This window comes from Micromonospora sp. NBC_01739 (assembly GCF_035920385.1).
In the GTDB taxonomy this organism is placed as follows: Bacteria; Actinomycetota; Actinomycetes; order Mycobacteriales; family Micromonosporaceae; genus Micromonospora.
Genome location: NZ_CP109151.1, coordinates 3936111 through 3950060, shown reverse-complemented (window position 1 = coordinate 3950060; position 13950 = coordinate 3936111). Strand labels below are relative to the sequence as shown.

The 13950-nt window shown below is 71.2% G+C and carries 12 protein-coding genes; 6 read left to right on the top strand and 6 right to left on the bottom strand.

Annotated features, from left to right (window positions below; translation table 11 throughout):
• Window positions 1-132: 132 nt before the first annotated feature.
• Window positions 133-1560, bottom strand: coding sequence for a UDP-glucose dehydrogenase family protein (locus tag OIE53_RS17735; RefSeq protein ID WP_327022655.1), 1428 nt, complete (start codon window positions 1558-1560; stop codon window positions 133-135).
• A 251-nt stretch (window positions 1561-1811) separates the two neighbouring features.
• Here OIE53_RS17735 and OIE53_RS17730 point away from each other — a divergent pair, with 251 nt between their 5' ends.
• Window positions 1812-2975, top strand: coding sequence for an acyl-CoA dehydrogenase family protein (locus tag OIE53_RS17730; protein ID WP_327022654.1), 1164 nt, complete (start codon window positions 1812-1814; stop codon window positions 2973-2975).
• Between the two features lie 133 nt (window positions 2976-3108).
• Here OIE53_RS17730 and OIE53_RS17725 read toward each other — a convergent pair whose 3' ends face one another.
• Complete coding sequence (locus OIE53_RS17725) at window positions 3109-3765, bottom strand: hypothetical protein (RefSeq protein WP_327022653.1); 657 nt, start codon at window positions 3763-3765, stop codon at window positions 3109-3111.
• A 23-nt stretch (window positions 3766-3788) separates the two neighbouring features.
• On the opposite strand from OIE53_RS17725, the gene OIE53_RS17720 reads away from it, so the two are divergent.
• Window positions 3789-4304: an acyl-CoA thioesterase gene (locus OIE53_RS17720; RefSeq protein ID WP_327022652.1), complete on the top strand. Its 516-nt coding sequence runs from the start codon at window positions 3789-3791 to the stop codon at window positions 4302-4304.
• A 177-nt stretch (window positions 4305-4481) separates the two neighbouring features.
• Entirely contained in the window at window positions 4482-6449 is a 1968-nt protein-coding gene (locus OIE53_RS17715; protein ID WP_327022651.1) for an acetoacetate--CoA ligase, read from the top strand.
• 136 nt (window positions 6450-6585) lie between these two features.
• Here the strand turns inward: OIE53_RS17715 and OIE53_RS17710 are convergent, their stop codons facing one another.
• Window positions 6586-7275, bottom strand: a complete 690-nt coding sequence (locus tag OIE53_RS17710; RefSeq protein WP_327022650.1) for a TIGR03089 family protein — start codon at window positions 7273-7275, stop codon at window positions 6586-6588.
• A 152-nt stretch (window positions 7276-7427) separates the two neighbouring features.
• On the opposite strand from OIE53_RS17710, the gene OIE53_RS17705 reads away from it, so the two are divergent.
• Window positions 7428-8573 (top strand): glycosyltransferase family 4 protein, encoded by a 1146-nt coding sequence (locus OIE53_RS17705; RefSeq protein ID WP_327022649.1) that lies wholly within the window; start codon window positions 7428-7430, stop codon window positions 8571-8573.
• Window positions 8574-8622: 49 nt separating this feature from the next.
• On the top strand, window positions 8623-9714 hold the full coding sequence (locus OIE53_RS17700) for a mannose-1-phosphate guanylyltransferase (RefSeq protein WP_327022648.1): 1092 nt from the start codon (window positions 8623-8625) through the stop codon (window positions 9712-9714).
• On the opposite strand, the gene OIE53_RS17695 is transcribed toward OIE53_RS17700, so the two are convergent.
• From OIE53_RS17695 to cofD, 3 genes are all read right to left on the bottom strand, one after another.
• Window positions 9683-10255, bottom strand: coding sequence for an NUDIX hydrolase (locus OIE53_RS17695; protein WP_327022647.1), 573 nt, complete (start codon window positions 10253-10255; stop codon window positions 9683-9685). The genes OIE53_RS17700 and OIE53_RS17695 overlap by 32 nt on opposite strands.
• Before the next feature lie 188 nt (window positions 10256-10443).
• The gene (locus OIE53_RS17690; RefSeq protein WP_327022646.1) at window positions 10444-11532 is read right to left on the bottom strand and encodes a coenzyme F420-0:L-glutamate ligase; all 1089 of its coding nucleotides are present in this window, start codon (window positions 11530-11532) and stop codon (window positions 10444-10446) included.
• A complete protein-coding gene (cofD, locus tag OIE53_RS17685; protein WP_327022645.1) occupies window positions 11529-12533 on the bottom strand; it encodes a 2-phospho-L-lactate transferase in 1005 nt (334 codons plus the stop codon). The genes OIE53_RS17690 and cofD overlap by 4 nt, the downstream gene beginning before the upstream one ends.
• Before the next feature lie 97 nt (window positions 12534-12630).
• On the opposite strand from cofD, the gene OIE53_RS17680 reads away from it, so the two are divergent.
• Window positions 12631-13920, top strand: coding sequence for a hypothetical protein (locus tag OIE53_RS17680; protein WP_327022644.1), 1290 nt, complete (start codon window positions 12631-12633; stop codon window positions 13918-13920).
• The last annotated feature ends 30 nt before the right edge of the window (window positions 13921-13950 follow it).

Sequence of the window (13950 nt, the reverse complement as noted above, 5' to 3'; positions counted from 1 at the left end):
AACTGCCACCCCACACCCCTGGCCAAGGGGCCGTGGAAGTCAGGTTTTCCGGGGGAGCCCACCCGCGCAGGGATCAAGCCTGACCGCCCGGAGCGGGTGGGCTCCCTCGGAAAACCCACCCGACAACCAAGATCAGGGCCGACCCAACCCCCGGTACTCCCAGCCAGCCTGCGTCCACAGTGTCGAGTCCAGGCAGTTGCGGGCGTCGATCACCCGTCGTCCGGTGACCAGTTCACCCAGGGCGTTCGGGTCGGCGTTGCGGAAGTCGGCCCATTCGGTGAGTACGCAGACCAGGTCGGCGTCGGTCACCGCCTCGGCCATGCCGGCTTCGTAGGTGAGTTCGGGTGCGGCTCGGCGGGCGTTGTCGACGCCTTGGGGGTCGTAGACGTGGACGTCGGCTCCGGCTTTGTGTAGCAGGGCGGCGACGGCGAGGGCGGGGGCGTCGCGTACGTCGTCGGTGTTGGGTTTGAAGGTGGCGCCGAGCACGGCGATGCGGGTGCCGGACAGGTCGGGGCCGGCGGGGCCGTAGCGGCGGTCGAGGAGTTCGGCGGCGAGGTGCAGCACCCGGGTACGGCGGCGCAGGTTGATCAGGTCTACTTCGTGCAGGAAGCGCAGTGCCTCGCCGGCGCCGAGTTCCTGGGCGCGGGCCTGGAAGGCGCGGATGTCCTTGGGTAGGCAGGCGCCGCCGAAGCCGAGGCCGGCTTGGAGGAACCGGTTGCCGATGCGGGGGTCGTAGCCGATGGCTCGGGCCAGTTGGGTGACGTCGCCGCCGGCCACCTCGCAGACCTCGGCCATCGCGTTGATGAAGGAGATCTTGGTGGCCAGGAAGGCGTTCGCGGCTACCTTGACCAGCTCGGCGGTGGCGAAGTCGGTGACCACCAGGGGGACCTCACGGTCCTCGGTGGCGGCCAGGTCGAAGACCCCCTTGTGGGCGGCGTAGAGCATGCTGTTGGCCCACTCGCTCTTGACGCCGACCACGATCCGGTTCGGGCGCAGTACGTCGTCGACCGCGAAGCCCTCCTGGAGGAACTCCGGGCTCCAGGCGACCTCGATCCCCAGGTCGGCGGAGGCGTGCTTGTCGACCAGTTGCTCTACCCAGTCGGCGGTGCCCACCGGGACGGTGGACTTGCCGACGATCAACGCCTTGCGGGTCAGGTGCCGGGCCAGGTTGGTCACCGACGCCTCGACGTACGACAGGTCGGCGCCCATGCCGTCGGCGCGCTGGGGGGTGCCCACGCAGATGAAGTGCACGTCACCGAAGTCGGCGGTCTCGGCGATGTCCGTGCTGAACCGCAGGCGTCCGGCGGCCAGGTTGCGTCGCAGCAGCTCGTCCAGGCCGGGTTCGTGGATCGGCACCTCGCCGGCGTTCAGCTTGGCGATCTTGTCCGGGTCGACGTCGTACCCGAGCACCTCGTAGCCGAGTTCCGCGTAGCAGATGGCGTACGTCGCACCGAGATAACCGGTGCCGAGGAAGGTCACCCGAGGGCGGGGAGCACCCGAGGGGGGCGTCACCGCGGCGAAGGCGGGCATCGGCTGAGTGGTCGGATACGGGATGGTCACGCCTGTCTCTCCGCTCGCACTGGCGGCGCGCAATCGCGTCGCGTTCCGCAGCGGCGCCTGGCCCGGCACCGGAGGGGAAATTCCTATGGTTCTGTCATCCATCATCGCCGAGCGGCGTCGTGCTTCGGGAAGACCAAGCCTACGCGCCGGTAACATCGGCTGAGCTGTAGTCGCTATCCTTCAGTCTGCGCGGTGGGCGTCTCTGTGACGCTACAGACAGCGCATGATAGCCGTGAAGGGGAGGGGCCGACATGGCCGCAGATCAGTCGTTCGACGCATATCGGTTGCCCGAGGAGCATGAGGCGATCCGGGAGGCGGTCCGTGAGGTCTGCGCGGCGAAGGTGGCACCACACGCCGCTGAGGCGGACGAGACCGGAGAGTTCCCGAAGGCCTCGTATGACGCCCTACGTGCCGCAGACTTCCACGCCCCGCACATCCCGGTCGAATACGGCGGCGCCGGGGCGGACGCCCTGGCCACCGCCATCGTGATCGAGGAGGTGGCGCGGGCCTGTGCCTCGTCCTCCCTCATCCCGGCGGTGAACAAGCTGGGCACCATGCCCCTGCTGCTGGCCGGTTCTGAGGAGTTGAAGCGCCGGTACCTGACCCCGGTCGCGGCCGGCGAGGCGATGTTCTCGTACTGCCTGTCCGAGCCGGAGGCCGGCAGCGACGCGGTGTCGATGACCACTCGGGCGGTCCGTGACGGTGATCACTGGGTGCTCAACGGCGTGAAGCGGTGGATCACCAACGCCGGTGTCTCCGAGTTCTACACCGTCTTCGCGGTCACCGACCCGGGCGCCCGCTCCCGGGGCATCTCCGCCTTCGTGGTCGAGAAGTCCGACCCGGGGGTCAGCTTCGGGGCCCCGGAGAAGAAGCTCGGCATCAAGGGCTCCCCGACCCGCGAGGTCTACCTGGACAACGTGCGGATTCCGGCGGACCGGATGATCGGCGCCGAGGGCACCGGCTTCGCCACCGCGATGCAGACCCTGGACCACACCCGGGTCACCATCGCCGCCCAGGCTGTCGGCATCGCCCAGGGCGCGCTCGACTACGCCAAGGGATACGTGGCCGAGCGCAAGCAGTTCGGCAAGGCGGTCGCGGAGTTCCAGGGAGTGCAGTTCATGCTCGCCGACATGGGCATGAAGCTGGAGGCCGCTCGGCAGCTCACCTACGCCGCCGCCGGTCGCTCCGAGCGCGGCGACGCCGACCTTACCTACTTCGGCGCGGCAGCCAAGTGCTTCGCCTCAGACGCCGCCATGGAGATCACCACCGACGCGGTACAACTGCTCGGCGGCTACGGCTACACCCGGGACTACCCGGTCGAGCGGATGATGCGCGACGCCAAGATCACCCAGATCTACGAAGGCACCAACCAGGTCCAGCGCATCGTAATGGCCCGCCAACTCCTGAAGCCCTAACCCGCAACCCTCCCTCCCCACCCACCCCGGTTACCCCCGTTGATCATGAGGTTAGCGGCAGATGTCGATCTCCAGAGTGCCACCAACCTCATGATCAACCCGGGCTGGGGTGGGGGTGGGGGCGGGGGTGGGGTTAGTGGGGGGTGTTGTCTTGGCGGGGGAGGTTGCCGGGTGGGGCTGACCAGGGGGAGGTGTGGCCGGTGCGGCGGGGGAGTGGTTCGGTCGGGGTGGGGTCCGGGTAGCCGAGGCTGAGGGGGCCGGTGTCCTGGTCGTTCGGCTCCGGCGACCAGTCGGTCAGGGTCTGCTCGGGGTCCGGGGTGGCCGGGGGTGGGGTCGAGGTCGGCGCCGGTGCGGCGGTGGTTGGCTGTGGCCAGCGGCGCCAGCGTTGGCCGCTGAAGGTCGCCACCAGCAGCAGCATGCCGATCAGGAACAGGGTGCCGTTCTCCACCGGTAGCCGCAGCGGCAGCGGGTCGCCGAGAAACTCCCAGTCCGCCGGGATGCGGTCCCGCACCCGGAACGGCGTGACGAACATCCCGATGTACGGGGTGACCAGCAGCAGCCCGGCCACCAGCGCGCCGAGCGGTGAGATGCGCAACGTGCCCAGCAGGCCCAGCACGATGCCGCCGACGGCCAGGTAGACGGCTGGCTCGATGAGATTGGCCGTGTTCGCGGTGCCGATCTCCACCCACCGGTTCACCGTGCCGGCCGACCCGTCCTGTCCGAGAGTGACCAACACCCAGGTGACCGGCGCCACCACCAGACCGGCGAGGAAGCTCCACAGATGTCGCATCCGCGCACCGTACCGTTTTCGACATGACCGAGCACCCCTCCGCCATGCCAGGTAAACCGACGTCGTACTCCCGGGTCACGCTCAGTCGGATCATGACCGCGATCGACGTGAACCTCTACGGAACCGTGCACGGCGGCGTGTTGATGAAGTTCGTCGACGACGTGGCCGGCGCGGCGGCAGCCCGGCACAGCGGTGGTACGGCGGTCACCGCCGCCATCGACGAGATCGTCTTCTCCGAGGCGGTCCGGGTGGGGGACCTGGTGCACGCGTACGCCCAGGTGAACTGGACCGGGCAGACCTCGATGGAGATCGGCGTACGGGTGATGGCCGAGCGCTGGGACTCGGCCGAGCAGGAGCCGGTGCGGGTGGCCACCGCGTACCTCGTCTTCGTCGGCGTCGAGGTCGACGGGGCGCCACGGCCGGTCCGGCCGGTGCTGCCGGAGACCCCGGAGGACCAGCGGCGCTGGCGGGAGGCGGAGATCCGCCGGGAGCACCGCCTGGCCCGCCGTCGCGCCATCCAGGCCCATCGGGCCGGGTGAGGCCTTAGCTGGGTGAGCGGCCTCGGCCCGGCTGCGTCCCACCCGGGCGGGGCTGCTCGTGTGGTGCGGGCACATGCGTCCGGCGGGCCCGGCTGCGGAGAATGGCGCTTCGGGTAGGGCAAGATGGCGCCACGGCCCATGGCACAGCGCCGTGCCGGGCCAGGGGAGGAGTGAGCAGTGACTGACGTGCTGTGGACGCCGCCGGCGGACGTGCTTCAACGGTCACGCATCGGGGCTTACCTGCGCTGGCTGGCCGAGCACCGTGGGTTGGAGTTCGCCGACTACGAGGCACTCTGGCAGTGGTCGGTGACCGATCTGGACGCCTTCTGGCGCTCGATCTGGGACCACTTCGAGGTCATCGCGCACACCCCGCCGACGGCCACAATGTCCGGTCGGGAGATGCCCGGCACCCGCTGGTTCCCCGGCGCCACCCTCAACTACGCCGAGAACGTGCTGCGGATGCCCGGTCGGGCCGACGAGGATCCGATCGTGCTCGCGTACGGGCAGACCCGGGAGCCGGAGGTGTTGACCGCCGGACAACTGCGCGACCAGGTCCGCCGGGTGGCCGCCGGGCTGCGCCGCCTCGGCGTCAGCACCGGCGACCGGGTGGCGGCGTACGCACCGAACATCCCCGAGACGTACGTGCTGATGTTGGCCACCGCGAGCCTGGGGGCGATCTTCTCCTCCTGCGCGCCGGAGTTCGGTACCCGCAGCGTCACCGACCGCTGGCAGCAGATCGAACCCAAGGTGCTGGTGGCGGTGGACGGCTACCGCTACGGCGACAAGCCGGTGGACCGGTCGGCGGAGGTGGCCGCGATCCGGGCGGCCCTGCCGTCGCTGCGGCACACCGTCGGCATCTCCTACCTGGACCCGGCGGCGGCCCCGCCGGACGGTGCCCTGTCCTGGGCCGAGTTGGCGGCGGCCACCGACGAGCCGTTGACCTTCACCCCGGTGCCCTTCGACCATCCGCTGTACGTGCTCTACTCCTCCGGCACCACCGGCCTGCCCAAGCCGATCGTGCACGGGCATGGCGGCATCCTGCTGGAGCACCTGAAGATGCTCGCCCTGCATCACGACCTGGGCCCGGCGGACCGGTTCTTCTGGTTCACCACCACCGGCTGGATGATGTGGAACTTCCTGGTCTCCGCCCCGGCGGTGGGTGCGGCGATCGTGCTGTTCGACGGCAACCCGGGCCACCCCGATCTGGGCGCCCTGTGGCGGCTGGCGCAGGAGTCCGGCACCACCTACTTCGGCACCTCCGCGCCGTTCCTGCTGGCCTGCCGCAAGGCCGGCCTGGTGCCCCGCGAGATCGCCGACCTGTCCGCGCTGCGCGGGGTCGGCTCCACCGGTGCGCCCCTGCCCGCGGAGGGCTTCACCTGGGTGTACGACACCGTCGGCAGCGACCTGCAACTCCAGTCCCTGTCCGGGGGCACGGACGTGTGCACCGGCTTCGTCGGCGGGGTGCCGCTGCTGCCGGTGTACGCCGGTGAGATCACCTGCCGGGCCCTGGGTGCCAAGGTCGAGGCCCGCTCGGCCGACGGCACTCCGGTGCTCGGTGAACTCGGCGAGCTGGTGATCACCGAGCCGATGCCGAGCATGCCGGTGGGCTTCTGGAACGACCCGGACGGGGTCCGCTACCGGGAGGCGTACTTCGACGTGTACCCGGGGGTGTGGCGGCACGGCGACTGGATCACCGTCAACTCGCGCGGCGGTTGTGTGATCACCGGCCGCTCGGACGCCACCCTGAACCGGGGCGGGGTACGGCTGGGTACCGCCGAGTTCTACTCCGTGGTGGAGGCCCTGGACGAGGTCGTCGACTCGGTGGTGGTGCACCTGGAGGACGACGAGGGCGGCGCCGGTGAACTGCTGCTGTTCGTCGTACTCGCCGACGGGCTGACCCTGGACGACGAGCTGCGCAAGAAGATCTGCCGGGAGCTGCGTACCGCCCTGTCCCCCCGGCACGTCCCCGACGAGATCCACCAGGTCCGCGCGGTCCCCCGCACCCTGTCCGCCAAGAAGCTAGAGGTCCCGGTCAAGAAGATCCTCACCGGCACCCCGGTGGACCAGGCCGCCGCCAAGGGCGCCCTGGCCAACCCCGAGTCCCTCACCGCCTTCGCCACCCTCGCCCACCACCGCACCCCCTAACCCCTCCACCCCACCCCCACCCCAGTCCGGGTTGATCATGAGGTTAGCGGCACTCTAAAGATCGACAACTGCCGCTAACCTCATGATCAACGGGGTCGGGCCGAGCGGGAGGTGGGGCGGGGTGGGGTGGGTGGGGTTAGGGGAGGGTGTGGGTGGTGTGTTCGGTGGACCGGCGGGTGGGGAGGAGGGTGGGGTCGGGGTGGGCGCAGAGGACGAGGGTGGCGTTGGCGGTCAGAGGGGCCAGTAGCCAGTCGAGGGGGTCCGGGTAGCGGTCCACGTCGATCAGGACCCGATCGGCCGGGGAGATGCCCAACTCGGCGGCGCGCGCCGTCGCCCGGTCGATGAGCGCGGTGTGCGCCGGGCCACCCGGGGGGTACGCCCCGAAGTGGTCGCCGTGCACCCGTACCTCGGTCACGTAGTCGGCGAAGCCGGCCGGCACCTCCCGCAGCGGCAGGGCGAACGGATGCAACCCCAGGGCGTACCGGTCGCCGGCCGACCAGGCTTCCGCCTCGACGATCCGGTCCGTGGCGGCGAAGAGCACCTCCGCCGCACCCGGCTGATCCGCCACGGTCAGTCCGGCAGCCCAGCAACCCAGAAGTACGGCGGCGGTCTGCCAGTGCGGCGGAAGCAGTACGGCGGCGGTGTCACCGGGCCCCAGCCCCACCTCGTCGGTGAGCAGGTTGGCCGTCTTGGCCACCCAGTTCGCCAGGGTCGCGCCGGACAGCTCGGTGCGCTCGCCGGTGGCGTCGTCGTACCAGGTCAGCAGGGGTCGATTCGGGTCGGTCGCGATCGCGTCGGCGAACACCCGGGCAATGTTGTCGGCCATCGGGGCGAACGATACGCGGCCGGCGACCGTACCCGATGGCAGCGACAAGTCGGCGTACGGTCGGGTCGCAGTCAACGTCCACACCCGGCTCCGGCGTAGGCTTGCCGGAAAGTGTTGTATCCCACAATCCCGCCATCGCAAGGAGTCGCCCCGTGACCGCCGGCCGCCCGCCCCGCGTGCTCATCGACGCCACGAGTGTCCCCGCCGACCGTGGCGGCGTCGGTAGATACGTCGATGGCCTGCTCGGCGCCCTCGGCAAGGTGTGCGGGTCGGCGGTGGACCTGGTCGTGGTCAGCCTCCGTACCGACCTGGAGCGCTATCGCCGGATGCTGCTCGGTGCCGAGATCGTTCCCGCCCCCGCCGCCGTCGCGCACCGTCCCGCCCGGCTGGCCTGGGAGCAGACCGGCCTGCCGCTGCTCGCCCAGCAGGTGGGTGCGGAGGTGCTGCACGCGCCCTTCTACACCTGCCCGTTGCGGGCCGGATGTCCGGTCACCGTCACTGTGCACGACGCGACGTTCTTCACCGAGCCGGAGCACTACGACAAGTCCCGCCGGACCTTCTTCCGTAGTGCGATCAAGACCTCGCTGCGCCGCGCCGACCGGGTGATCGTGCCGAGCAAGGCCACCCGGGACGAGTTGATCCGGCTGCTGGACGCCGACCCGACCCGCATCGACGTGGCGTACCACGGGGTCGACCAGGCGGCCTTCCACGCCCCCGGCGACGAGGAGAAGGCCCGGGTACGCGCCCGACTCGGCCTGGGCAGCAGCAGCTATGTCGCCTTCCTCGGGGCCAAGGAGCCGCGCAAGAACGTACCTAACCTGATTCGGGGCTGGGCCCGGGCGGTGGCCGACCGGCAGGACCCACCCGCCCTGGTGGTGGCCGGTGGCCAGGGGCACGACGACGACATCGATCGGGCGGTGGCCGAGGTGCCCTCGCATCTGCGGCTGCTGCGTCCCGGCTATCTGCGCTACGCCGACCTGCCCGGCTTCCTCGGCGGTGCCCTGGTCGCCGCCTACCCCTCGTACGGTGAGGGTTTCGGGTTGCCGATTCTGGAGGCGATGGCCTGCGCCGCTCCGGTGCTCACCACCCCCCGGCTGTCGCTGCCCGAGGTCGGTGGCGACGCGGTGGCCTACACCAGCGAGGACCCGGACCAGATCGCGGTCGACCTGGCCGCTCTGCTCGACGACGAGCCGCGTCGGCTGTCACTGGCGAAGGCCGGCTTCGACCGGGCGAAGGAGTTCACCTGGGAGTCCAGCGCCGAGGTGCACATCGCCGCCTGGTCCCGGGCCCGGTCCTGAGGTCGGCAACCCCGACGCCCGCTGCGGGCGGTTCGGGCATGATGTCCTGGTGATCTATGTCGTCATTCCGGCGGGTGGCAGCGGCACAAGGTTGTGGCCGCTGTCCCGGGCCGGGCACCCCAAGTTTCTCCACCCCTTCACCGGTACGTCCGCCTCGCTGCTCCAGGCGACGGTGCAGCGGGCCGCGCCGCTGACCACCCCGGAGCGGACCATGGTGGTCACCGGGGCGGCCCACGCCGCGGCCGTGGCCCGCCAGCTGACCGGTCTGCCGGAGGAGAACATCCTGGTCGAGCCCTCGCCCCGGGACTCCTGCGCGGCCATCGCGTTGGCCGCGGCGGTGATCGCCGTACGGGATCCGGACGCGGTGATGGGCTCCTTCGCCGCCGATCACCTGATCGGTGACCCGCAGAGCTGGGTGCAGACCGTCGAGGCGGCGATCCGCGGCGCCGAGCAGGGGCTGCTGATGACGGTCGGGATCACCCCGACCCGGCCGGAGACCGGCTACGGCTACCTGCAGACCGGCGAACCGGTCGGTGAGGGTCCGATGCGGCCGGTCACCGAGTTCAAGGAGAAGCCGAACGCCGAGGTGGCCGAGGCGTACCTGCGCTCCGGTCGTTACCTGTGGAACGCCGGCATGTTCGTCTGGCGGGTGTCGGCGTTCCTGGCCGAACTGGCTCGCCAGCAGCCCGCCCTGCACGCCGGGGTGACCAGCATCGCGGCGGCCTGGGGCAGCGAGCAGCAGGACGAGGTACTCGGTGCGATCTGGCCGACCTTGCCGAAGATCTCCGTCGACTACGCGGTGATGGAGGGCGCGGCCGGGGCGGGCCGAGTGGCGACCGTACCGGGTGACTTCCGGTGGAACGACGTCGGTGACTTCCACACCCTCGGTGAGGTGCTGCCGGCCGACGCCGACGGCAATGTGGTGCTCGGGATGGACGACAATGCCGAGGTGCTGCTGCGCGACAGCAGCGGCATGGTGGTGGTGCCGCAGTCCGGCCGGCTGGTGGCCGGCATCGGGGTGCACGACCTCATCGTGGTCGACACCGCCGACGCCCTGCTCGTCTGCCCGCGCGACCGGGCCCAGGACGTCAAGGGGATCGTGGACGAACTCAAGGAGCGGGGCGAGGAGAAGCTCGTCTGAACGCGGCCCGGCCCGGTGCCACCAGCCGGGCCGTCCCGCCGGCCAGCGGATCTGGCAGCTGGTCCGGCGGGAACCAGCCGAGGGCCTCGGACTCCGTGCTGACCTGGGCCACCGCCCCCGGCGGGGCGAACACCGCGAAGCGTACGTCGTGGTGCAGTGACCCGCCCTGGCAGCTGATCGGGTGCACGTCCACGTCGATCGGCACCGGGTCAATCCACAGTCCGGTGATGCCGGACTCCTCGGTGGCCTCCCGCAACGCGGCACCGGCCAGGGTCCGGTCGCCCGGCTCGCAGTGCCCGCCGAGCTGCACCCACATGCTCAGCTTGCCGTGCAGGCAGAGCAGCACCTCGGTACCGGTCGAGTCGAAGACCAGGGCGCTGGCGGTGAGATGCCCGGCCTTGTGCGTCCGCTGCATGGCGACCGCCCCGACACCCAGCAACCCCAGGGTCAGATCCCGAGCCTGCGCCGCCTCCGCCGAAGTCGGCTCCCACCCACGAAGCACAGCCACCGCATCCCCATGCAACGCCCCCCACCCATCCACACCCCCACCCTAACCACCCCCTCCTGACCCGCGCTGACCCGCGCTGACCCGCGCTGACCCGCGCTGACCCGCGCTGACCCGCGCTGACCCGCGCTGACCCGCGCTGATCATGAGGCTGGCGGCACTCGTCGATCTTCGAGGTGCCGCCAACCTCATGATCAACGGGCTGAGGAACGGGTGAGGGCTGGTTAGAGGGCGAGGGTGGCGGCGGCGGTGGTGTGGGCGGGGGGTGGGAGGAGTTGGGAGGGGACGCCCTCGGCGGCCAGGGCGGTGCGGAGGCGTTGTACGTCGGTGCCGAAGCGGACCAGTTGGACCGGGCCTACCGGGGTGGGTGGGGAGCAGAGCACCAGCGCGGTGGCCTCGGCGGGCCACCCGGGCACGGTGGCGACCAGGCTGGTGCGTACGTCGTGGTCGGTGACCTGGGTGAAGACCGTGCCGGGAGCGACCACCCCGGCGACCGCGGCGATCGCCCGGTCGACCGCTGAGGGATCGGGTGGGGTCTCGCCCGGACGGTCGGCCAGGAGGGCGGCGGCGGCCAGCCCGGCTGCCTTCGCCTCGGCGGTGCCGAGCGCGAACAGGTCCATCTCGGCGTCCCGGACCAGCACCTTGGCCCCTGCGCCGTCGTCGGGCAACGGCGCAGTCAGGTAGCCCCGGATCACCGCCACCGGCATCTGGTCACACTTGCCCTTGATCAGCTCGCCGGCCGCGGCCAGTTCGTCGGCCACCGCCATCTGGGTCAGCACCAACTCGTTGCCGTACGGGTCGACCTCGCCCCGGTGATCGCGGATGGCCGCCATCCCGGCCACCCCCAGGGCCACGTCGGTCAGCCCGTTGCGCCAGGGTCGGCCCGAGGTGTCACTGATGATCACGGCCACTTGGACGCCGTACCGGTCCCGCAGGGCGGCCCGCAGCGCCCGGGCCGAGGCGTCCGGATCCTCGGGGAGCAGCACCAGTCGTGTCTTGTCGACGTTGGAGGCGTCGATGCCGGCCGAGGCCATCACGAAGCCGTGCTGGGTCTGCACGATCCGGGTGGCTCCCCGGGTGGCCACCACCCGTACGGTCTCGGCCGCCAGGATCTCGTCCCGGGCGGCCTGCCGCTCCGGCCCGTCGGCCGGGACGTCCACCAGCCGTCCCTCGGCCTTGGAGACGATCTTGCTGGTCACCACGAGCACATCGCCGTCGCGCAGCCAGGGCGCCGCCGTCGCGATCAAAGCGGCCAGGTCGTCACCCTCAGCCACATGGCCGATGCCGGGCACCGGCAGGATCTCCAGTTTCATGCCATCTCCACTGCGGCGCGCACCATCGCCACCGTCGCCGCCTCGTCGATCATCCGCAATGGTGCCGCGCGTACGGTCACCTGCGGCACCACTGTCTGCGCATCCTCTTCGGCCACCAGCCAGCCGTCGAGCAGCCCACCTGCCGTCCGGGCGCCGTACAACTGCCCGACCCCGGCCGCGCTGCACTCCACCCCGACCACCGCCAGGCACCGATCGGCCATGCCCCGCACCGGCGCGCCACCAATGATCGGTGACACCCCCACCACGGGCGCCGGCCCGGTCGTGACCGCCTCCCGTACGCCCGCCACGGCCAGAATCGGCGTGATGCTGACCACCGGATTGCTCGGCGCGATCAGCACCACATCCGCCTCGGCGATCGCCTCGGCCACGCCGGGCGCCGGCTTCGCCGCCTCGGCCCCGACGAAGACGAACCGGTGGGTCGGCAACTGCGCCCGATGCCGTACCCACCACTCCTGGAAATGGATCGCCTGCTGCCCCCCACCGAAGCCGTTCGTGACTGCGGCGTCGTTCGTGACTGCGGGGCTCGCAAGCTCACTCCTCGCACTCACGATCACATGGGTTTCGAGGCGGTCGTTGGTCGCCGGGAGCAGCCGTACGCCGGGTTGCCAGCGGGTCGCCAGCGCCTCGGTCACCTGGTGCAGGGGGTAGCCCGCGTCCAGCATGGTGGTGCGGACCAGATGGGTGGCGAGGTCCTTGTCGCCCAGCCCGAACCAACCGGGCTCGGCGCCGTACGCGGCCAACTCGTCCTTGACCGTCCAGGTCTCCCCGGTCCGGCCCCAGCCCCGCTCCGGGTCGGCGCCCCCGCCCAGGGTGTACATGACACTGTCCAGATCCGGGCAGACCCGCAGCCCGTGCAGGCGGAGATCGTCACCGACGTTGACTACCGCGGTGACCTCCGCTCCCACCTCCTGGGCATAGGCCCGCACCCCGAGTAGGAAGCGGGCTCCGCCGATGCCCCCGGTCAGAACCACGATGCGCATCCGACCATCCTCGCTTACCCGACACCTGCAACGCGGCGTCGCCCGGGGAGACTAGGCTCACGTCGCCATCTGTCCGCTTTCGCCCCAGGGAGAGTTCGTGACCAGCCCTGCCGAGCCGCCCTCGCCCAACGCCCCGACGCCGGCTGATCAGGTGACCCGGCCGCTGCGGGAACTCGCCGCCCTGGTGCTTCTCGGCGCCAACGCGGTATTCCTCTTCGTCGGCCTGATCCGGCTGCTGGCCCCGCAGGGGGCCTACAGCACGGTGACCGGCCGTGCGGGCAGCGCCTTCTTCGCCTTCATCGGGCTGGAGGCGGTCGTGCTGCCGGTGCTGGCCGTGCTGCTGGCCACCCACATCGCCCCGGCGGTGCCGAAAGCGAAGTTGATCACCCAGGTGGCCCTGATCGAGTACGCGATCAGCGCCGTGCTCGGCGGGCTGACCCTGCTGGTCTGGCTGGTCGGTCGGCTGGCCGAGGCGCAGATCTTCGACGCCCTCACCGGTCTGCTGACCCGGGTGGCCTGGGTGGCGTTGTTCGGTGTGGCCGCGTACGTGGTGTGGAGTGTCTGGCGGCGGCTCTACCACGTGCCCCGCCCCAAGGCGGAGCCCGGCCTGTACGGCACCCCGCACCCCGGCTGGCCCGGCCAGCCCGGCGACGGCAGCGCCCAGTCCTGGTACCAGGGCCAGTCCGGATACCCCAACCAGTCCGGTTACCAGGGTCAGTCCGGCTACCCGGGCCAGAGCGGATACGAGGGCCAGTCCGGATACCCCGGTCAACCTGGTTACCAGGGCCAGACCGGGTACCCCGGTCAGTCCGATCAGGCGGGATATCCGGGTCAGCCCGGCCCCGGCCACCCCGGCGGCGGATGGTCGACCGGTGACCAGTCGGGTCGTCCCGGTGCAGGCCAGGAAACCGGCGCGGGCCAGGGGCGCCGCCCTGACCAGGGCACCTACGCAAGCCAGGCGGGCCAGGGGACCGGCGGGAGCCAGGAGACGGGTTACTCCCAAGGGCGGCAGCCCGCGTCATCCCCGGAGTCCGCCTCGCCGCACACCTGGCCGCCGCACGGTCAGCCGGCCGTCCCCCCGCAGGCACCGCCGTCAGCCGCGCCGACTTCAGCAGCCCCCGCGTCCGCACCGCCCGCGTCCGCACCGCCCGCGTCCGCGCCGCTTGCGCCCGCGTCCGCGCCGCCGTTCGGGCAGCCGGCGTCAGCCGACCCCACCCAGACCATGCCTCGGCAGAGCGCCGAGCCGACCGAGGAGGTCACGCGCCAAAGCCCGGAGCAGACCGAGGAGGTACGGGGTCAGGGTGCCGAGTCGACCCAGGCGCTGCCCCGGTCGGACGGTGACGGGGATCGTACCCAGCGCATCGATCCGGGCGGGCGATCCGCCTGATCTCCTGATGCCCCGGTGTGGTTCCCCACG

Bases quoted from the DNA above. Each gene is read 5' to 3' on its own strand.
- cofD (WP_327022645.1), bottom strand. From the start codon at position 12,533: ATGCGCATCGTGGTTCTGACCGGGGGCATCGGCGGAGCCCGCTTCCTA.
- OIE53_RS17720 (WP_327022652.1), top strand. From the start codon at position 3,789: ATGACCGAGCACCCCTCCGCCATGCCAGGTAAACCGACGTCGTACTCC.
- OIE53_RS17690 (WP_327022646.1), bottom strand. From the start codon at position 11,532: ATGAAACTGGAGATCCTGCCGGTGCCCGGCATCGGCCATGTGGCTGAG.
- OIE53_RS17710 (WP_327022650.1), bottom strand. From the start codon at position 7,275: ATGGCCGACAACATTGCCCGGGTGTTCGCCGACGCGATCGCGACCGAC.
- OIE53_RS17725 (WP_327022653.1), bottom strand. From the start codon at position 3,765: ATGCGACATCTGTGGAGCTTCCTCGCCGGTCTGGTGGTGGCGCCGGTC.
- OIE53_RS17730 (WP_327022654.1), top strand. From the start codon at position 1,812: ATGGCCGCAGATCAGTCGTTCGACGCATATCGGTTGCCCGAGGAGCAT.